The organism is Vibrio sp. 2092, assembly GCF_033339635.1.
Lineage (GTDB): Bacteria > Pseudomonadota > Gammaproteobacteria > Enterobacterales > Vibrionaceae > Vibrio > Vibrio alginolyticus.
In genome coordinates this window covers 30692-55408 of the sequence record NZ_JAWOUY010000019.1, presented here as the reverse complement: position 1 = coordinate 55408, position 24717 = coordinate 30692, and the positions used below count along the sequence as shown (strand labels likewise).

Annotated in this window: 26 protein-coding genes; 11 read left to right on the top strand and 15 right to left on the bottom strand. The window is 46.0% G+C overall.

The window, feature by feature from the left end; all coding sequences use genetic code 11:
• Positions 1–40 precede the first annotated feature (40 nt).
• A complete protein-coding gene (locus R7P80_RS23905) occupies positions 41–1381 on the top strand; it encodes an MATE family efflux transporter (RefSeq protein WP_169628494.1) in 1341 nt (446 codons plus the stop codon).
• Positions 1382–1481: 100 nt separating this feature from the next.
• Here the strand turns inward: R7P80_RS23905 and R7P80_RS23900 are convergent, their stop codons facing one another.
• The 3 genes from R7P80_RS23900 to R7P80_RS23890 all read right to left on the bottom strand — a co-directional run bounded on the left by R7P80_RS23900 (position 1482) and on the right by R7P80_RS23890 (position 4759).
• A complete protein-coding gene (locus tag R7P80_RS23900) occupies positions 1482–3161 on the bottom strand; it encodes an RluA family pseudouridine synthase (protein WP_225491997.1) in 1680 nt (559 codons plus the stop codon).
• Between the two features lie 117 nt (positions 3162–3278).
• On the bottom strand, positions 3279–3899 hold the full coding sequence (locus R7P80_RS23895) for a DsbA family protein (RefSeq protein ID WP_225491996.1): 621 nt from the start codon (positions 3897–3899) through the stop codon (positions 3279–3281).
• Positions 3893–4759: an MBL fold metallo-hydrolase gene (locus R7P80_RS23890; RefSeq protein ID WP_006740944.1), complete on the bottom strand. Its 867-nt coding sequence runs from the start codon at positions 4757–4759 to the stop codon at positions 3893–3895. The genes R7P80_RS23895 and R7P80_RS23890 overlap by 7 nt, the downstream gene beginning before the upstream one ends.
• Before the next feature lie 126 nt (positions 4760–4885).
• On the opposite strand from R7P80_RS23890, the gene R7P80_RS23885 reads away from it, so the two are divergent.
• Both R7P80_RS23885 and R7P80_RS23880 read left to right on the top strand, forming a co-directional pair.
• The gene (locus R7P80_RS23885) at positions 4886–5773 is read left to right on the top strand and encodes a LysR family transcriptional regulator (RefSeq protein WP_225491995.1); all 888 of its coding nucleotides are present in this window, start codon (positions 4886–4888) and stop codon (positions 5771–5773) included.
• A gap of 94 nt (positions 5774–5867) precedes the next feature.
• The gene (locus R7P80_RS23880; protein ID WP_042522338.1) at positions 5868–6671 is read left to right on the top strand and encodes a Cof-type HAD-IIB family hydrolase; all 804 of its coding nucleotides are present in this window, start codon (positions 5868–5870) and stop codon (positions 6669–6671) included.
• 109 nt (positions 6672–6780) lie between these two features.
• On the opposite strand, the gene R7P80_RS23875 is transcribed toward R7P80_RS23880, so the two are convergent.
• The 5 genes from R7P80_RS23875 to R7P80_RS23855 all read right to left on the bottom strand — a co-directional run bounded on the left by R7P80_RS23875 (position 6781) and on the right by R7P80_RS23855 (position 11249).
• Positions 6781–7170, bottom strand: a complete 390-nt coding sequence (locus tag R7P80_RS23875) for a hypothetical protein (RefSeq protein WP_005374387.1) — start codon at positions 7168–7170, stop codon at positions 6781–6783.
• A gap of 24 nt (positions 7171–7194) precedes the next feature.
• Entirely contained in the window at positions 7195–8292 is a 1098-nt protein-coding gene (locus R7P80_RS23870; protein ID WP_005383270.1) for a GGDEF domain-containing protein, read from the bottom strand.
• Positions 8293–8297: 5 nt separating this feature from the next.
• Positions 8298–8753, bottom strand: coding sequence for an oxidoreductase (locus R7P80_RS23865; RefSeq protein ID WP_225492014.1), 456 nt, complete (start codon positions 8751–8753; stop codon positions 8298–8300).
• A 445-nt stretch (positions 8754–9198) separates the two neighbouring features.
• A complete protein-coding gene (gene fghA, locus R7P80_RS23860; protein WP_225491994.1) occupies positions 9199–10038 on the bottom strand; it encodes an S-formylglutathione hydrolase in 840 nt (279 codons plus the stop codon).
• A 62-nt stretch (positions 10039–10100) separates the two neighbouring features.
• Positions 10101–11249, bottom strand: coding sequence for an S-(hydroxymethyl)glutathione dehydrogenase/class III alcohol dehydrogenase (locus R7P80_RS23855; protein ID WP_017821027.1), 1149 nt, complete (start codon positions 11247–11249; stop codon positions 10101–10103).
• A 293-nt stretch (positions 11250–11542) separates the two neighbouring features.
• Between R7P80_RS23855 and R7P80_RS23850 the strand changes: the two genes are divergently transcribed.
• Together R7P80_RS23850 and R7P80_RS23845 are read left to right on the top strand one after the other, a co-directional pair.
• Entirely contained in the window at positions 11543–12349 is an 807-nt protein-coding gene (locus R7P80_RS23850) for an arylamine N-acetyltransferase family protein (RefSeq protein ID WP_213870800.1), read from the top strand.
• An 80-nt stretch (positions 12350–12429) separates the two neighbouring features.
• Positions 12430–13302: a LysR family transcriptional regulator gene (locus R7P80_RS23845; RefSeq protein WP_017633836.1), complete on the top strand. Its 873-nt coding sequence runs from the start codon at positions 12430–12432 to the stop codon at positions 13300–13302.
• Positions 13303–13401: 99 nt separating this feature from the next.
• Here R7P80_RS23845 and R7P80_RS23840 read toward each other — a convergent pair whose 3' ends face one another.
• A complete protein-coding gene (locus R7P80_RS23840; RefSeq protein ID WP_213900011.1) occupies positions 13402–14175 on the bottom strand; it encodes a siderophore-interacting protein in 774 nt (257 codons plus the stop codon).
• A 179-nt stretch (positions 14176–14354) separates the two neighbouring features.
• Entirely contained in the window at positions 14355–14939 is a 585-nt protein-coding gene (locus tag R7P80_RS23835) for a LysE family translocator (RefSeq protein WP_053303997.1), read from the bottom strand.
• Positions 14940–15053: 114 nt separating this feature from the next.
• Here R7P80_RS23835 and R7P80_RS23830 point away from each other — a divergent pair, with 114 nt between their 5' ends.
• Together R7P80_RS23830 and R7P80_RS23825 are read left to right on the top strand one after the other, a co-directional pair.
• Positions 15054–15494, top strand: a complete 441-nt coding sequence (locus tag R7P80_RS23830; RefSeq protein ID WP_005482841.1) for an Lrp/AsnC family transcriptional regulator — start codon at positions 15054–15056, stop codon at positions 15492–15494.
• 214 nt (positions 15495–15708) lie between these two features.
• Positions 15709–16887 carry a lytic polysaccharide monooxygenase gene (locus tag R7P80_RS23825; RefSeq protein ID WP_017633838.1) on the top strand — a complete coding sequence of 393 codons (1179 nt, stop codon included), beginning with the start codon at positions 15709–15711 and terminating at the stop codon, positions 16885–16887.
• Between the two features lie 115 nt (positions 16888–17002).
• Here the strand turns inward: R7P80_RS23825 and R7P80_RS23820 are convergent, their stop codons facing one another.
• Genes R7P80_RS23820 through R7P80_RS23810 form a run of 3 tightly spaced genes read right to left on the bottom strand, consistent with a single transcriptional unit; the run spans position 17003 to position 18633 of the window.
• Complete coding sequence (locus R7P80_RS23820; RefSeq protein ID WP_025768754.1) at positions 17003–17623, bottom strand: HAD-IB family hydrolase; 621 nt, start codon at positions 17621–17623, stop codon at positions 17003–17005.
• Positions 17624–17661: 38 nt separating this feature from the next.
• Entirely contained in the window at positions 17662–17973 is a 312-nt protein-coding gene (locus R7P80_RS23815; protein WP_021450380.1) for a cupin domain-containing protein, read from the bottom strand.
• 9 nt (positions 17974–17982) lie between these two features.
• Positions 17983–18633, bottom strand: a complete 651-nt coding sequence (locus R7P80_RS23810) for a Qnr family pentapeptide repeat protein (protein WP_005460782.1) — start codon at positions 18631–18633, stop codon at positions 17983–17985.
• A 497-nt stretch (positions 18634–19130) separates the two neighbouring features.
• Between R7P80_RS23810 and ompW the strand changes: the two genes are divergently transcribed.
• The 3 genes from ompW (at position 19131) to R7P80_RS23795 (ending at position 22520) form a co-directional block, all read left to right on the top strand.
• Positions 19131–19775: an outer membrane protein OmpW gene (ompW, locus tag R7P80_RS23805; RefSeq protein WP_021452789.1), complete on the top strand. Its 645-nt coding sequence runs from the start codon at positions 19131–19133 to the stop codon at positions 19773–19775.
• A gap of 232 nt (positions 19776–20007) precedes the next feature.
• Positions 20008–21033: an HlyD family secretion protein gene (locus R7P80_RS23800; RefSeq protein ID WP_005460787.1), complete on the top strand. Its 1026-nt coding sequence runs from the start codon at positions 20008–20010 to the stop codon at positions 21031–21033.
• Positions 21030–22520 (top strand): MDR family MFS transporter, encoded by a 1491-nt coding sequence (locus tag R7P80_RS23795; protein WP_005391958.1) that lies wholly within the window; start codon positions 21030–21032, stop codon positions 22518–22520. The genes R7P80_RS23800 and R7P80_RS23795 overlap by 4 nt, the downstream gene beginning before the upstream one ends.
• Before the next feature lie 96 nt (positions 22521–22616).
• On the opposite strand, the gene R7P80_RS23790 is transcribed toward R7P80_RS23795, so the two are convergent.
• Positions 22617–22862 carry a Rho-binding antiterminator gene (locus R7P80_RS23790; protein WP_005460845.1) on the bottom strand — a complete coding sequence of 82 codons (246 nt, stop codon included), beginning with the start codon at positions 22860–22862 and terminating at the stop codon, positions 22617–22619.
• Positions 22863–23042: 180 nt separating this feature from the next.
• On the opposite strand from R7P80_RS23790, the gene R7P80_RS23785 reads away from it, so the two are divergent.
• Positions 23043–24179, top strand: coding sequence for an MBL fold metallo-hydrolase (locus tag R7P80_RS23785; protein WP_065275640.1), 1137 nt, complete (start codon positions 23043–23045; stop codon positions 24177–24179).
• 78 nt (positions 24180–24257) lie between these two features.
• On the opposite strand, the gene R7P80_RS23780 is transcribed toward R7P80_RS23785, so the two are convergent.
• A complete protein-coding gene (locus R7P80_RS23780; protein WP_017821017.1) occupies positions 24258–24683 on the bottom strand; it encodes a VOC family protein in 426 nt (141 codons plus the stop codon).
• Positions 24684–24717: the final 34 nt, after the last annotated feature.

Below are 24717 nucleotides of genomic sequence, written 5' to 3'. Positions count from 1 at the left end.
AATTGTGAGGCAGTTTTTAGTTGTAGGAAAGGTTACAAGCATGCCTAAAAGCCAAAACATCAACCAACGAATGTCCATCGTGGCATTAGCTTGGCCAATTCTTGTCGAAATTTTGCTACGGACGGCTTTAGGAACCAGTGACGTGTTCATGCTGAGTGGCTACTCAGACAAAGCCGTATCCGCTGTTGGTGTGATCACGCAGATTACCTTCTTTTTAATCATCGTTTCGACGTTTGTCAGTAGCGGTACGGGGATTTTGATTGCCCAATACAATGGCGCTGGACGCGAGCAAGAGTCGGTGAGCGTTGGTGTTGCGAGTATTGCGTTGTCTGTGCTCGTCGGTGTGCTATTGAGTGTGATTGCCGTGCTTGGTGCGATATATCTACTCCCGTATTACGGCTTGGAAGCGCAAGTTGAGCAGTACGCTCATGAATATCTGCTGATAAGTGGTGCGATGACGTTTAACGTTACGATTGGCGTTGTTTTTACAACTATTCTGCGTAGTCATGGCTATTCACGTTCCCCAATGGTGGTGAATTTGATCTCGGGTGTGTTCAACATCATTGGTAACTATATTGCGCTTTACCAGCCATTCGGTTTACCTGTGTATGGTGTGCAAGGTGTAGCAATAGCAACCGTCGTCAGCCAAGTCATCGGTACGTTAATGTTATGGTTTATTCTCGCTCGCAGTAGCATTGAACTACCGATGTCGACCATGAAACAAGTGCCCGCAGAGATTTACAAAAAGATCTTAAAAATCGGCGGCATGAACGCGGGTGAGGTGCTGTCTTACAACGTGGCGCAAATCTGCATTGTGTATTTTGTGGTGCAAATGGGGACGGCATCGTTAGCGGCTTTCACTTATGCGCAAAACATTGCCCGTTTCTCGTTTGCTTTCGCGCTGGCAATTGGTCAGGCAGCGCAAATTCAGACTGGTTACTACATCGGTAAAGGTTGGGTGAGCAGCATTTTAAAACGCGTACAAATCTACTTCTTAGTAGGATTTGTGGCATCAACGGCGGCAACCACACTGATTTACCTGTTTAAAGAAGAGATTCTGCGCGTATTTACCGATCAACCAGAGATACTCGCATTGGCAGGTTCGTTAGTCATGGGCTCAATTTTGCTCGAGGCCGGACGTGTGTTTAACCTGATTTTTATCGCGGGGCTCAAAGGCGCGGGTGACATCAAGTTCCCAGTGCAAATGGGGATTTTGAGTATGTGGGGACTAGGCGTGCTTTTCTCTTACATCTTTGGCATCCACTTGGGTTATGGCGTTTTAGGGGCTTGGATGGCAATCGCTCTCGATGAATGGGTACGTGGTATCATCATGGCAAGACGTTGGCGCTCTCAGGTGTGGACCAAGTTTAAGGTGAGCTAACGGTTTTCGGTATCGCGCATCACGCTTATTCTGTTGTTAGAAAACAAAAAAAGGCACTGACTATCAGTGCCTTTTTTTGTTATTTAAAATCGGGAAGACGTTAGAATTCGCACTCAGCTTGGAACACCATACGCTCTTTGCTGTATGGATGATCCAGCTCTAGCATCTCAGCATGCAGGTGTAAGCGATTCGATTTTTCGCCGTATAAACCATCACCAACCATCGGCATGTTTAACCCCATGTGATGAGCACTGTGTACACGTAGTTGGTGAGTTCGCCCGGTTTTCGGATACATATATACCTTGCTGCGTCCATCTTTGACTTCAATCAGTTGCCAGTAGGTTTCTGCATGTTTCCCGTGTTCAAAACACACCAGTTGACGTGGGCGGTCGTCTGGGTCACCACGCATTGGCAGTGAAATTTCCCCTTCAGGCTCGTTTAATACGCCTTCGAGCAGTGCCATATAACGTTTTTGTACGCCGCGAGCCATAAACTGTTTTTGCAGACTTTTGTTCGCGCGCTTAGTTAAGGCAAACACCAAAATGCCAGAGGTCGCCATGTCGAGACGATGAATCACAAACGGCCCTTCCACATCAGGGTACATCGCTTGTAGGCGTGTATAAGCAGAGTCCTTGATAGTTTTACCTGGCACTGAAAGTAAGCCCGAGGGCTTGTTGACGATGACCATAGCGTCGTCTTGGTAGATTATCTCTAGCTCTTTGTCTTCTGCCCAATTCTCCGCCAATGGGTTAGGTTCGACATCCAGTCCTTGCATCATATGGCCCAAAATCGGCTGACATTTGCTATTACACGATGGGTAGAACTTTTTGTGTTGGCGAACTTCAGACTTTGGCGACACACCCCACCAAAATTCTGCCAACGCCAGCGGTTTGAATCCGTATTTAAACGCGTATTGAAGCAGTTTTGGCGCAGCACATTCCCCTGAACCTGCTGGTGGTACTGGGTTTGTGGTGTCCGCAAAAATGTCCACCAAGTCGCGTGTTTCGCCATGGCTGTTTAGAAAGCGGTATTGTTTATGCAGTTTGTGCTGTAAAGCGTTGGAGAGTGTTTTGCGCTGCTCTTTCAGATGAGCAAGTTGCTGCTCTAACTCGGCCAAGCGCGCTTCTTTGATTGCAAGCTTTTCATCCCACGCTTGCTTTAAGTATTTGAGAACGTTTTTCTCGGTGACACTTTGCTTACCCAACTCATCCAACAAGATTTTGAGATCATCGGCATTGAGCGTTTGCTCGCCCTGTTGACGCTGTCGTTTGCGTGCGGCGCGGCCGTCAATCATCACTTGGCGCTGTGTTTGCTCTTCTTGTCGATAAGCGGCTCGGTCGGCTTGTATTTGCGCTTTAAGATCTGCCAATTCCGGATTCGCGGCACAGGTTTTGTACTCCGCATTGGCGGCGTTGATGGCATCCGTTTCTGCGCGGAAGAAACCTTCATCGGTCAGCATGTCATACACAGGAGGGACAAACCCTGGAATTAAGTTTTGGTCAGCAATTTTGCCAGAAAACGCACTTAAAAATCCGAGTTCGCCTTGAGGGTTTTCTACCAGCAATACGCCAAACATTTTGCCTCGCCCCGTTTCTTCATTAACCAAACCAAAATCGTGTTCGAAGTCGGTTTGCGCTAATAAGTGCTGTTGCAATTGCTTTGCGGCCATAACGCAAAGAGGATGCGGCGTGTAGTAGAACGGAAACGTAAACTGCGTTGGCAATTCATAGCCAGAAATATCAGCAGTAAAACGAGTAAAACAATGTTCAGGCGAGTGCATGGTGGGTATCCGCGCGAGTAAAAAATCGAGCGAGGATTGTACCTGTTTGAGTCAGGATTGCCATGTCGGTGTTGGCACTCGCTCTTGGATTAAGGACAAGAGCGAGTGGGGAAGAGTTTATTGCAGTTTTCGTAATGCAAGCTTCCACTGTGCTGGTTTGTCGTAGTAGGCCGAGTGCGGCAAGGTCAGGTACTCGCCATTTACTTCTGCAATCAGGGTTGGATAACCACCAACGTGCAACTGGCGCATCAATTGTCGGCTAGAGCGAATTCTCTCACCTAGTTCGGCTTTGCTTAACGTCATGTTTTGCTCCCACGCATCACTTGCTAAACCTAGCGATTCTGCAATGGCTTTGAGCGTCGATGCTTCATTCACTTTTAACCCGAGCTGATAATGCGCAGATTGGATGGCCTTTAGCATGTGCCATGGATTCAGCCCCATTTTTTCCGCACTCAAGATCGCTTGTGTGGGTAGATAAGAATCAAGAACAAACGCATCTTCGCTTTTCACGCGTTGCAGATATGCTTCACCAAACGTCGCTCCGGTTTCGGTTGCAATACGAGCGTCACTGTTGATGATGTGCTGACGAAATTCAGGTTCAATCGCGCGTTTCTCAATCATACCGCCGGGATGAAGCTCTACCTTAAATTGAGAGGTGTCCATCAAGGCTTCGATGAGTGGTGATGCCCCGTAGCACCAACCACACATGGGATCGAAGAAGTAATGCACGGTTACCATGACATTTCACCAGTATGCACTTTTGCACCGATTTCTAGCGCGATTGGCAATTGAGCTTCTGGGTATTTCGCTGACATGGTGTCAATGAGTTGAGCGCTGTTATTGCTGTGTTTTTTCGCTTGCTGAAAGTCCTGCAAGTATTGTTGCGAGTAGCGAATGGTGTCTGCGTTCAGCTTTGTGCCTGCTTTCATGTGACCAGGAATGACCACTTGAGGTTTAAGCGCAAGCATCTCGCTAAGTTGCTGCTCCCAAGCATTGATGGCGGTTTGGTCTGCGGCATCTGCCATCCACAAATGTACGTTTGAGTACACGGCTACGTTACCTAGAATCGCTTTGTTATCTGGAATCCATAGGTAAGGGCGGTGTGCTGATGTGCCATGGTTACCACGGATTTCAATCTTATGACCTTCTAGCTCTAATGATGCTTTATCGTACGCGACAGGGATCACTGGTTTTACCGGTGCGTTTGCGCCAAGCTTTGGTCCCCAGTACGCCAGCTTTCCAGCCAATTTCTCTTTAATAATTTTTTGAACCGCAGGCGTTGTGATGATCTGCGCATCAGGGAACTGTTGGTGTAAGGCCTCTGCGCCAAAGTAGTAATCTGGGTCCGCTTGACTGATAAAAATGGTTTTAAGTGTTTTGCCTGAGTCCAGAACTTTAGCGGCAATGCGCATCGCGTCAGCTTTGGTGAATCCAGTGTCGATAACCATGGCGTCAGTCTCACCGTATACCAAGGTTGAATTTACGTGGAAGCTGTTACCGTCGGCGTTGTAAACCTCAAGAGTAAGGGGAGAGTGGTTTGCCGCTAGAACAGGGCTTGCCATTAAAATGGATGCAGCAATCAAAGTGAATTTTTTCATAATAAGCTCCTAAAGAATTTGGGGCCAAGCGACGATGGCTTGGGAACGGGAGCTATATTAGGAAATTGATACGCTCGGAAAAATACACAATAATGTGCATCACTATTTCTTATTTCGAGCAAATGTATGGACAGAGTAACGGCAGCAAAAGTGTTTGTGGATGTGGTGTATTCTGGCAGTTTTACCGCGACCGCAGAGCGGTTAGACATGTCTCGGCCAATGGTAACTCGTTATGTAGAGGCGATGGAGAACTGGCTGCAAACTCGTTTGTTACACCGCACCACGCGCAAGGTGTCCCTCACCACCGCAGGGGAGCGCAGCTTGCCTCAGATTGAGCGCTGGTTAAAACAGGCCGATACATTAACGTCGAACATTGCCGTTGATGGTGAGCTGTCCGGAAAAATCCGTCTTGCGTCTAGTACTTCATTTGGATTCTCACAGTTGATCCCCGTAGTAAACAGTTTTATGCAAAAGCACCCCAAAGTGTATATCGACATAGATCTGCAAGATTCAGTGAGTGATCTAACCGAACAACGCATCGATCTGGCGATCCGAATTGCGTCAGATCCCGATCCTTCTTTGATTGGTAAGCCGATTGCGGTGTGCGAATCGGTGTTGGTAGCATCACCGCAATATTTACAAACTCACCACGCGATCGCGCATCCGCGAGATTTATCTTCACACGACTGTTTGGGTTACAAAAACTTTGAGCGTCACGTGTGGCATTTGTCTCAGGGCGACCAGTTCGAATCGGTGGGAATTGAGTGTCGTCTAACCAGCAATGAGGCCACGGCGTTATTGCATGGCGCTTTACAAGGCATGGGTATTTCGATGTTGCCAACTTACTTGAGCAATATCTATCTCAAATCGGGTCAGCTTGAGTCGGTGTTGCCGGATTGGAAGCCAAATGATCTCAACATTTACGCGCTGTATTCATCACGTAAACACTTGTCTCCTGCGGTGAGAGCTTTCATCGATCACAGTGAAGATTACTTTAAAAAGCACCCTTGGTGAATGCGAAAAGCGTCGTCATCCCGACTTGAGATTCATACAAGATCCTGTACCTTACATGGATATATTTTCGCAGCATCATTTAGAGTTTTCGTTAATGTCACAAGTTTGCATCAAATTTATTGCTTCCGATATGGATGGCACATTGCTTGACCAGTACGGTCGTTTGGATCCAGAGTTTTTCGATCTGTTTTTGCAACTGGAAGAGCAAGGCATTTTGTTCTCCGCTGCGTCTGGTCGTCAGTATTACAGCCTGCGAGACACGTTCGCGCCAATCAAAGACAGACTGTTGTATGTGGCTGAAAACGGCACCTTGGTGATGTACCAAGACAAAGAGCTCTACAGTTGTACCATTCCTAAAGCGGAAGTGTTGGAGATTGTGAAAGCGGCTCGTGAGATTGACGGGGCGAACATCGTATTGTGTGGCAAGCGCTCGGCGTACATCGAAACGCATGATCAGCAATCGCTGGAAGAATTTCAAAAGTACTACCACCGCTGTGAATATGTGCCGGATTTGCTTGAGGTCGAAGACGAGTTTATTAAGGTAGCAATTTGTCACTTTGACGGTTCGGAAGAGCTCCTGTTCCCGACCATGAACGCAAAGTTTGGCGCAACGCATAAAGTCGTGGTGAGTGCAAAAATCTGGCTGGATGTGATGAATGCCGAGGCCTCTAAAGGTGCGGCCATTCAGCATCTTCAAGAGACGATGAATTTTACTCCGGCAGAAACCATGACGTTTGGTGACTACCTCAATGACCTCGAAATGCTGCAAGTCAGTGAGCATTCGTACGCGGTTGCCAACGCGCACGAAGAGATTAAGAAAATTGCTCGTTATTCTGCGCCAAGCAACCAAGAGGCTGGGGTACTCAAAGTGATTAAAGAGAAAGTATTAGCGAAGTAACGCTCATTCTTTCGATGTTATTTTCTTCTTCACGTAAAAAGCCCCGCAGTGTATGCGGGGCTTTGTTTTTTTTGTGTGTGTGGTGGGAGGGGGTAGTAATGTTCCCGTTTTAGCGTACGTACTTGGCGGTTGCACTGACTAAAAAGTGTTGCAATTTCCCGTCTGATTTTGGCACCCACAAGTCGTTATGATAATGGTAAATACGGCCATTGACGGTCACAGACAAGGTATTATCACCCGTTTTCTCCATGCGAATAAACTGATCCGAAGTGACCAAAAACGGCTCTTGCTCTTCAATGCTCTGGCCCGTTGCCAATACGAAGTAGCCGAATCGGTTGCCAGCATCCGGATCGGTTGAGTAGATTCGATGTCCAACTAGGCTGTAGTCGTCGTTGAGTGCCTGCTCAAGCGTTTTTTGCCCGATGGTTTCGTGCGATGGAATAAATACCCAAGCCAACACACCTGCCGCAATGACTGCCAGTAGAAGCAGTACTTGCATGAACTTTCTCATCATATATACCGTTTAACGTTGAAATTTCATTTTGTACATGCGCTTATCCGCTATGCTGATAAGAAAGTCAACATTGTCACTGTCTTTAGGGTATTGCGCTAAGCCCATGCTTGTTGAAAGTGTTGAGACTTTATCGGAGTTTAATATTTGTGCATCAAAGACGGTATTTATCTGCTCACGTACGTTCTCTTCATTGAGATGTTCACCTTCAAGGATAACCGCGAACTCATCTCCTCCCATGCGATAAACAGTAAAATCATTGAGTGCCATAGAATTAAGTCGCCTAGCGATTTCCCGCAGTACAGTGTCGCCAACTTGGTGTCCGTGTGTGTCGTTGACTTCTTTAAAACCATTTAAATCTAGAATCCAGAGAGAAAAGGGCCTTTTTTCTTGAGTAAATTTGTTTAGGGTTATGAATAGTGCATTGCGGTTCCCTAGGTTCGTCAAAGGGTCGCTGAGCGCCAATTTTCTATGAAAATGGGATTCACGATAAAAGAAATAAGTTAGAGAGATAATCGACAAAACGAACGTCGCAAACAACATATATTGTGCTTGCATTAAGCGCTGGGTTTGACCTTTTTGTGCTTCATAAGCTTTACTGCTTAGACGGAAGTTTTGATTAACGAAGTCTATTAAGCCTAAATATAGTGTTTGAGTTGAACGATAAAATGCAGCAGCAGCTTGGCTATCACCTGTTCTAGCTTCTACTAGTTGTTTTTCTAGCTCTTTGAACTCTTCAAAAAGGTTAATGAAGTAAAGGTGCATGTTGTTCCGAGAAAAGAACTTATTGGCTTTCGTGCTACTGGTCAATAAGTCAAAGCGACTCCACGCTAACTCGTATTGAAGCTCTGCACCATCAATATTCAATACGTTTTCATCTAACCGTCTGGCCTCGCCGACAAGTTCTGATAGTTCTTTGGAGAGTTGGAATAAAAACCAAGTCGCTTGTTTTTGTTCGTTATTAAAATTCTGTGAGAGTGAACGTGTTTGCTGTAAAAGCACGACATTCGCGAGAAGCAAAGAAACGGCAAACACCACCAGCAGCATTTTGCTGGTGGTAGAATATTGCAATATTCTTTGTTTCTTAGAATAGGGTTCTGATAACTTCATTCTTATTATTTTTCTTTTATTTCATTTACTTGCCATACCATTTGCGCATGATATTTATTGTAGTTTAGCTCTGGATAGAGATTGAGTGGATATATCACCCAGAAAGGGCCTTTATTCCTGACGTTTATGTAATTCTGATCTTGTTGATAAGCCAGTATTGGTTGATATCGAAGAATATCTTGTCGGGACAATGTCGAGTGATAGTCGTTTAAGCTGCTGATATCAACCTGCTCTGGTACCTTTCCGTAGACGTGTGTAAGAAGCGTGCTGAGTTTAACGCCTAAAAACTCTGACGAGGCAGGAAGCCAAGGCAATGTCATCGTGTAGCTAGTGGTAGGTAAAGCTTGGATCTCTTCCAGTTCCAGTATGACACTAGGCTGCTGGCTACTACTAAATACGATCGTATTTGCAGACAAGAATGGCGCAACAAAAAACAGACCTAGCGCGACTATCTTTTTCATCATATGCCCTTTTGAGTTTTATTCTTTTTTCTTAGCTAGGACAAAGGTGCTAGCGGTAATTTATTTATAATTATAGAGCCAACCGGATGAGATTTTATAATACGTTATGTTTCAAAAATAACTGTCGGTTTACGTCACGTCAAGGTTATTAAGTTGCTTCTTAATTAAAAGCTCAGAGTATTGGGATGATGGTAGAGTTTCGTAATGATTTCGCGGTATTTAATTGGTTTTTAGTGCAACTTTGTGTCATTTTTAATAAAGATACTGTGTCGGAAATGAGAATTTAATAAGGCGAGAAATGGGATGTCGAATTTGTTCTTAAGTTACATTATTTTACATATTTAAATCATCGATATTCAGATATGTATTTGTTAGTACGTAAAGAAAATAAAGTCACCTAGTTTTGGTGACTTTATTTTTTATTTCATGAGCTTACTTAATTTAACTATGCAAACAAATATTTTGCATGGAAGTTGAGGTGCTCTTCAATAAAGCTTGAGATGAAGTAATAGCTATGGTCATAGCCTGGTTGCATTCTCAAGGTTAGGTTTGAATCGTGTATTTTTGCCGCAGCAATCAGCGCTTCCGGTCTAAGCTGCTCATTTAAGAAGCCATCAGCATCACCTTGATCAACCAAAATTGGTAATGGTGATTGTTGTTGTTTTAGAAGTTCACTTGCATCGTATTGCTTCCAGCTTTCAAGCTCCTTGCCTAAGTAAGCAGTAAAGGCTTTTTGTCCCCAAGGGCATTGCATTGGGTTACTGACTGGACTGAACGCTGAAATAGAACGGTACTGTTCTGAATTTTTCAGACCAATGGTGAGCGCTCCGTGGCCGCCCATGCTGTGACCGGAAATTGACTTCACGTCAGAGACAGGGAAGTTACTTTCGATGATCGCAGGTAACTCCTCGGTCACATAGTCGTACATGCAGTAATGCAGTGACCAAGGTGCTTGCGTCGCATTAAGGTAAAAGCCAGCTCCTTTTCCTAGGTCATAGCTTTCGTCGTCAGCGATACCTTCGCCTCTCGGACTTGTGTCTGGTGCAATGATCGCAATGCCAAGCTCGGCCGCCATACGAAATGCGCCCGCTTTCTGCATAAAGTTCTCATCGGTACACGTTAAACCAGAGAGCCAGTATAGCGCGGGTACGGGATTTGATTTCGTTGCGTTAGGTGGCAAGAATATCGCGAAGCGCATGGTGCAGTTTAGGGCATTGGATTCGTGTGTATATTGCTTGTGCCAACCGCCAAACACTTTGGCTTGGCTTACATTTTCAATGGTCATGAATAAACTCTCTAATTAGCAGAAGGAATTCAGGCTCCCCAAAAGGAGAGCCTGAGGCAGCATTATTGATCCATATGGATAACTGTTCGGATGCTCTTACCTTCATGCATCAGATCAAACGCTTTGTTGACGTCTGCTAATCCCATTGTGTGGGTAATGAACTCCTGTAAGCCGAATTCACCAGCCATGTAACGGTTTACGATTTCTGGAAGCTCAGAGCGACCTTTAACGCCACCGAAAGCGCTGCCACGCCATACACGACCAGTTACCAGTTGGAATGGACGAGTTGAGATCTCTTGACCTGCACCAGCAACACCAATGATGACTGACTCACCCCAACCTTTGTGACAGCACTCAAGTGCTTGGCGCATCACGTTTACGTTACCGATACATTCGAATGAGTAGTCAACACCACCGTCTGTCATTTCAACAATCACTTCTTGAATTGGCTTGTCGAATTTTTGTGGGTTGATGCAATCAGTTGCACCAAGTTGTTTCGCTAGGTCGAATTTGCTTTCGTTGATGTCTACACCGATGATGCGGCTGGCACCAGCCATGCGAGCACCGATGATTGCAGAAAGACCGATACCGCCGAGACCAAAGATTGCCACTGTGTCGCCTTTTTCAACTTTAGCTGTGTTTAATACCGCACCCATACCAGTGGTTACGCCACAACCGAGAAGACAAACTTCTTCAAGTGGTGCTTCTTTGTTTACTTTCGCTAGTGAGATTTCTGGAAGAACCGTGTACTCAGAGAAAGTAGAACAACCCATGTAGTGGAAGATAGTTTCGCCGTTGATAGAGAATCGGCTTGTGCCATCTGGCATTAGGCCTTTACCTTGAGTTTCACGAACGGCCTGACATAGGTTCGTTTTGCCAGATTTACAGAACTTACACTCACCACATTCAGCAGTGTAAAGTGGGATAACGTGGTCGCCAACTTCAACGCTTGTTACGCCTTCGCCAACCATTTCAACGATACCGCCACCTTCGTGACCAAGGATTGAAGGGAAGATACCTTCTGGATCGTCACCTGATAGTGTGAATGCGTCAGTGTGACAAACACCAGTTGCTACGATGCGTACTAGCACTTCGCCGGCTTTTGGAAGTTGTACATCAACTTCTTCCATTTTAAGCGGCTCACCTGCAGCCCAAGCGACCATTGCTTTTGATTTTATGTGAGTTTGACCAGGTTTGATTTCAAGCGACATTGGATGTTTCCTTTATATTTTCAGTATATGGAGTGACGTAATAAGCGTAGTTAAGGTTTGCTTACCGCGCTGCGTCGTTTTGTTGGTGCTCATTTTAGGTGTTTCAGTAAAAATGATAATCCGTCCATTTTGAAAATGATTTTTACATATGCGTAATAATGATAAGGTGAGCGTGTAAAAAGAGTGCGATGCCTCCTTAAAGCGGAAGGGAAATGGAAAAGGTGATTGACCTGAAGTTAGATAGAGGGGCTAAAGTAGAAAACTGTCAAACCATCAGCTAAGTAAGAGTGATTATGAATAAGACGGATCTGAGTGCCTATTTAACCAAGCTAGGCTTGCCTAGTGAATTGCCCGCCGATTTGGAGTCATTGCACAGAATTCACGTGGCGCAGCATCGTTGCCTGCCGTTTGAGAATTTTGACATCGCATTGCAGCGAGGCGTCTCTGTTGAGATTGAAGATATTATTCAAAAAACCGTGTACCACTCTCGCGGTGGTTACTGCTTTGAATTAAATGGTTTAATGCTTGATGTGCTCAACACTCTTGGGTTTGAAGCGCGAAGTTTGCTAGGGCGTGTACATGTGTCTGGCACACCAACAGGTCGTAGTCATCAAATCACGTTAGTGACGTTAGAGGAACAAACATGGATTGTCGATGTGGGTTTTGGCTCCAATACCCCTCGAGCGCCATTGCCATTTATCCTTGACCAAGTGATTCAGACGGATTTACAAACCTTCCGTTTTGTCAAAGATGCTCAGTTTGGTTATTTCCTCCAAGTGCTTTCAACCGATGGAACGGACACGTGGAACAATCTATACAGCTTTGACCTAGAGTTTGTGTTTGCTGGTGACATTGCATGTAGCAACTTCTTTACCTCGACTTCGCCTAATTCGCGTTTTACTAGCGCAAGAGTCGCTGCTAGAGCGACAGAAAGTGGGTTGGTGACGCTGCTTAACTACACACTCAGATGCGCCAATCATGAAGCGCTAACAGAAATAGAGCTAGAGCCAGGTCAAACCTACCTGGATGCGTTGAAAGAATATTTTGGCATTGAGCTTGATGCGCAATACGACGAACTTCGTCCGTTACCTGACGCGTAAAGTTTTCCCGTTTTCAAAGCGTAGCGCGACGAGAACAATGTAATCACTATTTGTCTAGAAGAGGTCGACAGGAATACAGCATGGCGAATTGGGAAGGAGTCAGCGAGTTTGTTGCCGTAGCGGAAACTAACAGCTTTACAGCTGCCGCGGCTAAACTGAAAACGTCAGTGGCACAAATCAGTCGCCGCGTATCGGCACTTGAAGAGCGCCTTGCGGTTAAGTTACTGCATCGCACGACGCGAAAAGTTTCTCTGTCTGAAGCTGGACAGCTTTATTATCAGCAGTGCAAACACTTGGTCGAAGGGCTAGAACTAGCTGAGCTTGCTGTAACGCAAATGCAAACCGAACCGCGAGGTTTGCTGCGTGTGACAGCGCCTGTGACCTATGGGGAAATGAACCTCGCACCGCTCTTGCATCAGTTTTTGGAGAAGTACCCGCGTGTGGACCTCGATTTAGTTCTGACCAATCAAAAACTGGATTTGATAGAGCAAGGGGTAGACGTGGCGATTCGTCTTGGCCGCCTGCAAGATTCCAGCATGATCGCAAAGCGTCTTTCGTCGCGTCAAAATTACGTGTGTGCTAGCCCTATGTATTTGGAGCGATTTGGCGAGCCTCACACATTATCCGAACTGGCTCGACATCAGTGCCTAGTTGGTTCGGTCGATTATTGGCATTTTAAGGAAAATAAACGCGATAAGTCTTTGCGCGTATCGGGGAGGATTAAATGCAATAGTGGTTTTGCGCTAATGGGCGCCGCCAAACGTGGTTTGGGTTTAGTGCAGTTGCCGGACTATTACGTTCAAGAAGCCCTAGATAACGGTGAGCTAGTCGAGGTGCTGACCGATTACCGAGACGACCGTGAAGGCATTTGGGCACTGTATCCACAAAGCCGAAATTTATCGCCCAAAGTGAGGTTGTTGATCGACTTTTTAGCGCAGGAACTAGCGGATTAGAGTTTTCATGAACTTTAATACAACTGAAGTTGCTAAAAGGCCCGGTGATGCCGGGCGTTTTTATTAGGATGAGAGCTGGAATCGAAAAGACATGAATCACTATTGGTTGGATTCCGCGTCTTCACGTTTAATCACTTTGTGCCCATCTTCAGACACGCCTTTTTTCCAATAGCTGCTGATGTAGATATTCTCGCGATCGACTTCTTTCTCATTGCGGAAATATTGGCGCAGCGCGCGCATTGAATCGAACTCACACGCACACCATACCGAAGCGTTACCATCTAACCACTCGAGTTCGCGAACGCTATCAGCCAAGGCTTGCCCTTCGGTTAACCAAATCAACTCCATGCCTGCTGGCGCGTGTAGGGGTTGGATGTCGTCTGGAGACATCACGCTGATCACAGCGTAGCCTTTGGCCTCTTCTGGCAGCGTACGAATTTTCGCAGAAAGTGCTGGAAGTGCTGTCATATCGGCAGCCATGAAGAACCAATCCGCCTCAGTATTTAAGTTGGAGATGCTACCTGGCCCAACAATGCTGATCGTGTCGCCTTTTTGCGCGGCCATTGCCCAACGCGCTGCAAATCCGCATTGCAGATCTTGCGTTACGTGTCGGACGAAATCCACTTCGATTGAACTGGTTTCTGGATGAAAGCGTCGAATAGTGTAGGTGCGCATGATTGGTCGGTCGTATTCTGACAGGATGCTCAGATCCGAGCCACCCATATCGTTAAACAGTAATTTGATGTAACTGCCTTCGCAGTCACGAGGAAAGTGGCTCAGCGCTTCACCTTGCAAGGTAATGCGCTGCATGTTTGGAGTGATGGTTTCTGTGTCTGTGACAACAAGCGTTTTAGGTTGAGGCTTCTTTTTCATTGTTACTTTACTCGATAATTATTCTCTTTCTCATTTAAAGATTATCAAGTTCCCTAACAAGAGGGTAGCGTCTTTAAACAAATTTACACTGTGAATTAACGCCAAAGCCTCAAGAAAAATATTACCTTTATCCTTTCTCTAACCACGTAAAGTGAGTCGTTTTTTAACCATAAATGGACTTATATCATTGGAATCGTAGACAAAAGCAACAGCGCAGCCATGCTGTAGTTGAACCCCTTAACGCGTTTATCGGTGGTCAACCAACGCTGCAATTGCATACCTGCCGCCGTCCAAAATGTCACCGATGGCAAGTTGGCTAAACAGAAGATACCGGCGATAAAAGTCAGTTCGAGCCAAGAACCGCCACTGGTGTATACCGTAATGGCCGTCAACGCCATCGACCAACCTTTTGGGTTCACCCATTGGAATGCAACAGCCCCTAAAAAAGACATCGGGCGAAAATCGTGTTTTGCTTCGGTTTTGTCGCTGGTGGCGATTTTGTACGTCAAGTACAGCAAATAACTCAAGCTCAATACTTTTAAAATGGAGTGTGTAATTGGATATGCGTGGAACAGGCTCATCAAGCCAATGCCCACCAAAATTAGCATGGCACCAAAGCCAAAGGTAATGCCCAACATATGTGGGATAGTGCGTTTAAAGCCGACATTTGCCCCTGAGGTCATCAACATAATGTTATTGGGACCCGGCGTAAAAGTGGAGACAAAAGCGAACAACGCCAAAGCACCCAGTTGATGATATTCCATAGATTGTTCCTTGAATCAGTTCTCGATAAGTTGAGAACAACTATAAGTAGAACTGAGGTCAATATTGTGCTTTTATTTGATGATTAGAAACTAAATAAGCAATAAAACATCATCATGGATAGATTTGACGAAAGAATATTGCAAGTGCTCAAACGAGATGGAAGAATCTCCAATGTAGAGCTGTCGGAACGCGTTGGTTTATCTCCATCTGCAACCTTACGCCGAGTGCAAGATTTAGAGCGTAAAGGCGTGATCAAAGGCTACCGAGCAGTACTGGATAATCAGCAACTTGGCGTGGGTTTTGTCGCTTATGTGTCGATTGGTTTGGCCTCGCACTCTAAGCAGGCGCAGCTGGGTTTCGAAGAGCATGTGCGTTTTGTAAACGAGGTGGTGGAATGTCACAACATCACTGGCGCGAACGAATATTTGCTGCGTGTGGAAACGCAAGATCTCGCCGCTTATAAAGCGTTTCACGCTGATGTGTTGGGTGAGTGCGAACACGTCAAGTCGATCACAACCATGGTGGTGATGGACACACCAAAAGACGAGCGCTAGCCAAACGAGAGTGACAGTTTTTGTGGCACACGAATTTGAAGTGACTCGAACGAGTCAGTCGAGTATGAGAATGGTTCACAACAAATGCTGGAAAGCAGATGGCACTCTTACAATTTCCATATTTATTCTCACCTTCTAAATAATCCCATCCTGCTAGTTTTGCTTAAACCGCTTGTGTTTCAGAGCGGCGAGTCAGCAAAATTAAGGATGAACGATGAAATCACATGTAACACTTCCTCTTTTGAGCTTAAGCGCTGTTGCCGCATTGAGCTCATTTAACGTCAACGCCCACGGCTGGGTAGAATTTCCAAGCGCTCGTCAGAATACGTGTTATTTAGACGGTGGCTTTTGGACCAACGAGATCCCTAACCAAGCGTGTAAAGCGGCTTTTGATGAATCTGGCGCGTATCCGTTTGTGCAGCGTAGCGAAATTGCAGCAAACGTACCAAATTACCGAGATATGGAGCATGTGAAAGCCGTGGTTCGCGACGGTGAGCTATGTTCTGCTGGCGATACAGCTAAGAAAGGCTTGAACATTCCTTCTCCAAACTGGCAGCGCACCAATGTTACGCCAGATGCAAATAACCAGATTGAATTGGTGTTTTACGGCAAAGCGCCGCACAACCCATCGTACTGGGAATTCTATCTCACCAAGCCAACTTATGATGATTCAAAACCTCTTACTTGGAGTGATTTAGAGCTGATCGACACCGCAGGTGATGTGTATGTTGATGCGGAAAAACGCTACCGTATTCAGGTGACTTTCCCTGCTGATCGTTCGGGCGATGCGGTACTTTACACTCGTTGGCAGCGTATTGATGTCGCTGGGGAAGGTTTCTACAACTGTAGTGACATTACGTTAAACGGAACAGGCACGACGCCACCGACTGACCCTGTTGATCCAACCGAACCGGGCAATAATCTGACATCTCTAGGCTACTTTGTTCAGCAAGGTTTCGGACCAGTAGAAGCGGGTGACACCATCCGTTTCCGTACGTTTAATGCGACAGGCAATGAAATTGTCGATATTTCACTACCAATCAGTGCGAACAATACGGCGACTTGGGCGGCAGAAATAGCAGATCAATTTAACGCGCAGCAAACGGGCGATTGGTATGTGGGCATTTGGCATCAAGAGATGAGCCACTACATGTTCGATAGTAACAACGTGAATGCGAACCAAGTATTAGCGCCAAGTGCAGACTTCAGTTATGCGTTGTCACTGATCAAAGCGGATGTAACGCCACCAGTTGAACCAACCAACTTGTGGGACAAGACGGCCGTATACAACCAAGGTGATGTGGTGACGCACAACGGCAAAGAATGGACTGCCCAGTGGTGGACGTCTGGTGAGGAACCAGGCACAACAGGCCAATGGGGTGTATGGCGTTAAGCCATTTATTCGGGCCCTGAACAATAAAACCCTTCTCATGTGAGAAGGGTTTGTTTTTTAGCCTAAAACGACCACTTTGGTCGAGTGGTTGTCTTGAAAATCAGAGCACATATCGTTATTCGCTTGCTCTCCACTCGCTCCAGTTGAGCATCGCGTAGTCTGCCAGTTTGAGCATCGGAATGTCTTCGTGTGTATCACCGTAGGCATAAACAGACGCAAATTCGTCGAGCGAAAACGTGGCCCTAACGCGCGAGACTTTTCTTTCTAAACTGCAATCACCTTGTTGGTAAAAGCCACTCAGTTTTGGCTGTTCTGAGATCAGTTCACTGCACAACAAGTGGTAACCGTTCGCTTCACACCAAGGCTTGAGATACGCATTGAGTGATGCCGACACTACCACAATGGTATCGCCTCTGTGTTGATGCCACGCCAACCTTTCCATCGCTTCTGGCCTCAAGTACAGCGGGATCACTTCATGGGCAAACTGAGCACCAATCGCTTCAATTTGCTGCGTTTCTTTCCCTGAAAATGCAATAAAACTGCTGAGTGGACGCATAACACGAGCGGGTAACACTCCGAGTTTGTACAGCGCATAAAATGGCATGATAGCGACCTTTCCTACTCGTTTGCGCAGGCCATAAGCAGAATAGTGGAGGAAAAGGCTAAACATATCCTCTCGGGTGATGGTGCCATCAAAATCAAACAGTGCCAGTGACGGCTTAGTAGTATCGAGCAAATTCAGCGCCTATTTTTTGGTTTAAGATCGTTTTGTATTTATTGATAAAACACCGCCAACCAGATGGTTTCTTGCGTTGGGTCAGTCCAGCTCACTTTGTGTTTGGTATGAGCGGGAATCGTAACGTGCTCGCCTGCCTCAAGTCGTTGCACTACACCTGATTCAAAAGTCAGCTCTCCAGCTCCTTTAAGAACCAAGACCCATTCATGTTCTTCTTGATCGTACCAGCCACTTTCGGGCGAGGTTTGCCCCGTTGAGACAATGCGTTCTATACGCAGGTTTTTGTGGGTCAGCAGGTCTTCGAACACTTCCTCGTCGAGGTTATTCGGTAAGTCTTTAAACAGGTTCATGGCCTTTCCTTAGAGAATGATCAGTCCAAAAGGCGCAAGCAATTGCTCTTGTTGCCAATCACAAATTTTAACACCAAACAGAGAAACGCGGCGAACATCCAGCCCGTCTAGTTCGACATGAGTCAGATCACACTGCTCAACGTTAAAGGTTCCCCATTGTTCTGGCGAGAATTCGCAGCGAGATAAATCCGAGCCTTTGAGAGTTGCCCCTGCGAGGTTCGCACCGTTCCAACGGTTTTCAAAGAGGTCACATTTTTCTAGTAACACTCGCTCGAAGTTACAGTAGGTGAGGTTGCAGCCAGTAATAAAAGCAGAACAGAAAAACATGGTGTTACTGACGCGATTAGCAAAGTTCGCACCTTGGAAGTTTGCCCCTTTGAGATCGCACTTACGCAGCTCCAAGCCCATACAATTTGCGCCGTTAAACAGGCTCATCGCCAACATACAGTTTGTAAAGCTGGCGTCTTTTAAGTTCGCGAAGCGAAAACTACACCCTTCTAGCGCTTTGGATTCGATAAAGCGACAGTCGATGAACTTAGCATCGCGCAGATCGGCATGGTCGAAACTGCACATATAAAAGTGGCAGTTTTTAAAGGTGGCATTCTGAAAATCGTGATGAGAAAAGTTTTCTCGTTCAAAAATGAGATCGGTTTTTAACATGTCTTCTCCTTAGCTGCGAGCAGACTAGCACTCCAAGTGACTGATTTTCCAGAAAAATAACTTCTTGTATTTCAGTGTTTTACAAACCCCTCAAATCGCGATTTTAAGGGGTCAAACGAGCGTTTTAAGTGGGTTGTTTTTTGAAAATAGAAGACGTAGAGGAAGAAAAAAGTTTTTGCTGGCTACGAGCCTTAGCGAGAGGATTCGTATTTTTGAGTAAGCATGGCTTCTCACACGCACAGTTTGCATTACAGAATTGTATCCGATTTGCATAATTTGTTGATCGGTATGGCGTTTCTCTATACAAAAAACCTATATTTTTCACAAATTGATTTCCATCAAAATAGTAGGGTTTCTATGTGCTAGATTGCGCGCAGCTCAAAAAAAATATAGATGCCCGTGTGCTTCAAGGCGCTGAGTTTACTTGAAATCTAAGGCCATTCAGCAGGCACACCTTTGGGTACAACATAACGAAGCCCTACAAAAGGAAATAAAAAATGAAAAAAACAATCTGCAGTCTAGCAGTGGTTGCTGCACTCGTGTCACCAAGTGTTTTCGCTCATAAACAAGGTGACTTCGTTCTTCGTGTTGGTGCGGCGTCTGTCGTTCCAAATGACAGCAGCGATAAGATTCTTGGTTCTCAAGAAGAATTGAAAGTGGATTCAAATACGCAGCTTGGTTTGACGTTTGGCTACATGTTCACAGACAACATCAGCCTAGAGCTTCTAGCAGCAACACCATTCAGCCATGATATTTCAACAGACTTGTTAGGTCTTGGTGATATCGCGGACACCAAACACCTTCCACCAACGCTTATGGTTCAGTACTACTTTGGCGAGCCACAAAGTAAGTTCCGTCCATACGTGGGTGCAGGTCTCAACTACACAATCTTTTTTGATGAAGGCTTTAACAGCACAGGTAAAGGCGCTGGTTTGTCAGACTTGAAATTAGATGATTCATTTGGTTTAGCAGCAAACGTAGGTGTGGACTACATGATCAATGATCAATGGTTCCTTAACGCATCAGCGTGGTATGCAAACATTGAAACAGAAGCAACTTACAAAGCAGGTGGAGCGAAGCAAAAAACCGACGTCAAAATTAACCCTTGGGTATTTATGATCAGCGGCGGTTACAAGTTCTAAGAAAAGCGGTAGTTACACACATTACACGCGCATTACAATTATTGGCATGACTTTGGGGGTGGTTACGGGGACTGCCCCTTTTTTTATCTGCATTTCCGTGTGTATTAGATTGCACACGATTCAAGCAATAGTTCAAGGTTTAAAACTGGATCTTAACCTTGCAGATCATTTTATTGTTCCAAGATCGAAAAGTCCTACACTGGTCACATAATTGAACAAGTGGACAATATAAATGAGCGGCGACATCGCGAAGCATTCTTCCGCCAGATCTAAGCTGGTAAAAACTCTTTTCTTCACTCTCTGTGTTATCGCATTTGGTGCGATGTATTGGTCTTGGCAGTATTCAGATAGTCACCCAAGCACAGAAGATGCCTATGTTAGGGCAAAAATTTTGTCGGTAGCGCCTCAGGTAAAAGGCCAAGTGGTTTCTGTGGATGTCAAAGACTTCCAATCTGTTAACAAAGGTGACCTACTGCTGAAGATAGATTCACGCCCATATTTGTTGGCAGTGAAGCAAGCAAAAGCGGCATACCAATTGGCGGTCCAGCAACATGACGTTGCCGATAAGCAGGTAACTGAAGCTGTTGCGGGCTTAGATGCGGCGCGATCTAACCTGACAGAAGCGCAAGTAGAGTACAAACGTACGGATTCTCTAGTGAAACGCAAACTGGCGTCAGACCAAGATTTAGATACGGCGAAAAACAAACTAGCCAATGCCCAAGCGAGCCTAGAGCAAGCGCGCGCGACGGTAGAAAAAGCCATTGCGAACCGTGGTGAAGAAGGCGCAGAGGCTGCGGTCGTTCAACAAGCTGCAGCACAGTTAGCGCAAGCGGAGCTGAACTTGAGCTACACCGACATTACGTCACCAGTGGATGGCATTGCCGGTGAAATCAATACGCACGTAGGCTCGGTCGTTAGCGTGGGTCAAACGCTGTTCCCTGTGATTTTAAAAGACAGCTATTGGGTACGCGCGAACTTTAAAGAAACCGATCTTACTCATATTAAACCTGGCATGCATGCGGATGTGGTGATTGATATGTACCCAGACGTGGTGTGGAAAGCAACGGTAGAACAACTATCGCCTGCGAGTGGTACATCGTTCTCCTTGATGCCACCAGAAAACGCAACGGGTAACTGGGTTAAAATCAAACAGCGTTTCCCTGTACGTTTGGCATTAGAAGTACCGGCCGATGCGCCGCAACTTCGCGTGGGTGCGAGCTCAGAAGTCACCATTGATTTGCAAAGTAGCGTGCAATGAGCCATCAAATTACGGCAGACAAACGGGGGATTGCCACCGTCGCCGTGATGCTTTCTGCCATCATGGTGTTAATCGATATGACCGTTGCGAACGTGTCGCTATCGCACATGATGGGCGCGTTGGGCGCAACGGCAGACCAAATTACTTGGGTGCTGACGGGTTACAGCATGGCGGAAGCGATCTTCATTCCGATGACCAGTTTCTGGGTGTCGCGCTTTGGTGAACGCAAAGTCATGCTGGTTGCTGTGATCGGTTTTGTGATTGCCAGTGCGCTTTGTGGGCAAGCACAGTCTCTTGAAGAGATGGTGCTGTTTCGCATTATCCAAGGCGCTTTCGGCGCGTCGGTGATTCCATTGGCGCAGTCGACGTTAGTGCAGATTTATCCGTACGAGCAAAAAGGCAAAGCGATGGCGATTTTCTCCATCGGTATTTTGCTTGGTCCTATTTTGGGCCCAGTCGTGGGTGGCGTGATCACCGACAACATCAATTGGCGCTGGATATTTTACATCAACTTGCCATTCGGTTTGATCTGTACCTCTTTGATTTATCGCTATATCCACATCGACAACAAATCCAAACCTAACTTTGATTGGTGGATCATTGGTTACATGGCGTTAGGTGTGGGCGCGTTGCAGTTTGTGTTGGATAAAGGGAACGAAGAAGACTGGCTCAACTCACGCATGATCCAGACCGCGATATTACTCGCAGTCATGGGATCGGTGATGTGGATTTATCGCAGCTGGAAAACCAAAAGCCCAATAGCGCCATTATGGCTGCTTAAAGACCGAAATCTTATGGTCTCGTCGTTGATGATTGCCGTGGTGTCGATGGCGATGTTTGGCCTGACGACTCAACAACCGATGCTGTTGGAAAGCTTGCTGGATTATCCGGTCTCAACCACTGGCTTATTAATGGCACCGCGTGGATTGGCGTCAGCGGCGATGTTAATTTTGGTGATTAAACTCAATCCGCAATTCGATCCCAGAATCAAAATAGTCTTTGGCTTGAGCTGCATCGGGATTGGTAGTTATTTGATGACGCAATACTCACTGCAGATCGATACATTTTGGATTGTGATGCCGAGTATGATTCAGGGCATGGGGCTTGGTTTAACCTTCTCGACGCTGTCCACCTTGGCGTATTTAACGATTCCGAAAGAGCAATCTGTCGCGGCGGCAAGTATTTACAATCTGTTCCGTACAATTGGTAGTTCGTTTGGTATCTCTATCGCCACCACGTTCCAATATCGTGATAGTCAGCAGCAATGGCATGCGCTGGGAGAGGGTATTAATCCATATAATCCTAACTTGCATGACTGGGCGGCCAATCAGGGGCTTTCCATTACCGACCCGGTTGCGTTAGACCAATACCAACAGATGTTGCAGCAGCAATCGCAAATGGTCGCGTTTGTGCACACCTTCCAGCTTGTGGGAGTGATGTTCGTGATCATGATGCCGATGTTGGTTTTCATCCAGTCGCGTGAATAACAACAAGTTCAGGTGAACCGTGTAAGAGAACGCCTCTCAAGTTGTGTCAGCTTGAGAGGCGTTTTTTATTGGACGGTGTCAGTGAAAGAAGGACGTTTACTCAAACGTCACTTCATCAAAATGCGGATTGGCTTTGAGCGCGCGCATTGCGACTAATTGTTCAGTCGGGAAAGCGGTGTGCTCACCATCCATATCTAAAAACAAGCACTCTTGTCGCTGCATGTCGTAGCCTGTGTCGAACGCGTTGCCCTGATGAGTTTCACCATTTTTTAGCGTGATCTCGATAGGGAGCTTAAACATACAGGCGATTTCAATAAAATCGTATTGGCTGCAAGTCACCATAGTTTTCTCCTTTCAAACCGACGCAGTATTCGGAAGGTTTGAGAACCGTATCCTTAAATAGAAGACGTTTGATTGAAACTGAATCTTCATCTTACACCTCATTTTGGTCACGAAATAGACATACACGCACGTTTTAATAAACCTACTGTTGAGCGTTCACAAGCGAGACAAAATAACGATATGTCTGAGACGATACTTAAGCGCACATACCTAACGAGTGAACAAAAGACACAAAAGCCAAGTTCACTGATTCCGCCTCAAACCTACCATGCGCAGTTGGCGCACCGTGTTCACCACTCGCCTCAATTTGAAAACGGCCGCGTTAAAAACGAGATGCCAAATGTGCCTAGTCCGCAATCATTCTGGCAGGTGTGTTGGAGTTATCTTGGTGGTAGAACGCCGTTGAGTCCTAACGAATATCTGCCACATTCCCCAATTCAACCCACGCAGTTTGCGCAGCGAAGTGAATCGATGCGCCTTACTTGGCTGGGCCATTCCACCATGCTGGTGGAGGTCGATGGCATTCGAATTCTGACCGATCCGGTCTTTGATTACGCTTCTCCGTTCATCGCAAAAGCGTGGTTTGAACGCAATATTCCCAATACCCATGCCAGAGATTGTTTGCCGATTCCTGAAATTATCGTGATTTCGCACGATCATTACGACCATTTAGAAGCATCGACCATACGTTTCTACGCCGATAAACCCGTGACGTTTTATGTACCCTTAGGGGTTGGCAAGCATCTGATAAAGTGGGGCGTTTGCGCAGACAACATCGTGGAATTCGATTGGTGGGATAGCGTGCACTATGCTGGAATCGAACTGATTTGTACGCCTGCTAACCATAATTCGGGTCGTACTTATTTCGATAAAAACGCGACCCTGTGGGCTTCTTGGGTCATCAAAGGCAAAGAAGAGACGCTCTATTTTAGTGGCGATTCAGCTTACGATTCGCACTTTTCCGAGATCGCACAGCGATGTGGACCAATCGACATTGCCTGTTTGGAAGTGGCTGCCGATGTGAAAGGCCAAGGTTATCCGGTCGAAAACTGGGGGCACATGCAGGCTCATCATACCGTGCAAGCGTTTCACGATTTAAATGCGAAAAAACTGTTGCCAGTACATTGGGCTACATACGAGCTATTTACTCACCGCTGGGACGAACCGATTTTAGATTTGCTTGCCCATTGTCAAAAAGAACATATAACGCTGCTGACGCCAATGCCGGGGGAGAGTTTTTACGTTCATCAAGAACATATAAATAAACAATGGTGGCGAGAAAAAGAAACAGGTGAGCCAGCTAGAATTTTTACTTAATAATATGATCTTAATTCAATAATTATTTTGGAAATTAACCTTGTTATTTTCAGAATATAACAAGGATTTTTTACTCGCTTACTCATCAATCACTTGAGGTTTTAACTCGACGACATTTCCTTCCGGATCATGAATATAGAGTGAGCGACCGAATCCTTGTGCGCCGTAGCGTTTCGCAAACTCTTCGGTTTCAATGCCGTTCGAACGCAGATATTCCAGTAATTCATCCTCGGAAAAAGGCGCCAATTGCAGGCAAAAATGATCAATATTACGACCATTTTGAACTGGTGGCTTTCCGCCGAGTTGACCCAATTCGCTGTCTACCGTCACTACATCAATCAATGCGTTACCTGCCCTAAGTTGAGTTAAACCAAGTTCCGTTACTTCGCGTTCGACAGGGCAGCCCAAAATGTCTCGATAGAAATGCAACATAGCATCGAGGTTACAGGTCCTTAAAACAACATGATCAAGCGCTTTGATGGCGATTGGATTTTTGGTGGGCATGCTTCACTCCTTTTTGCATTGTGTTGAGGTAAGT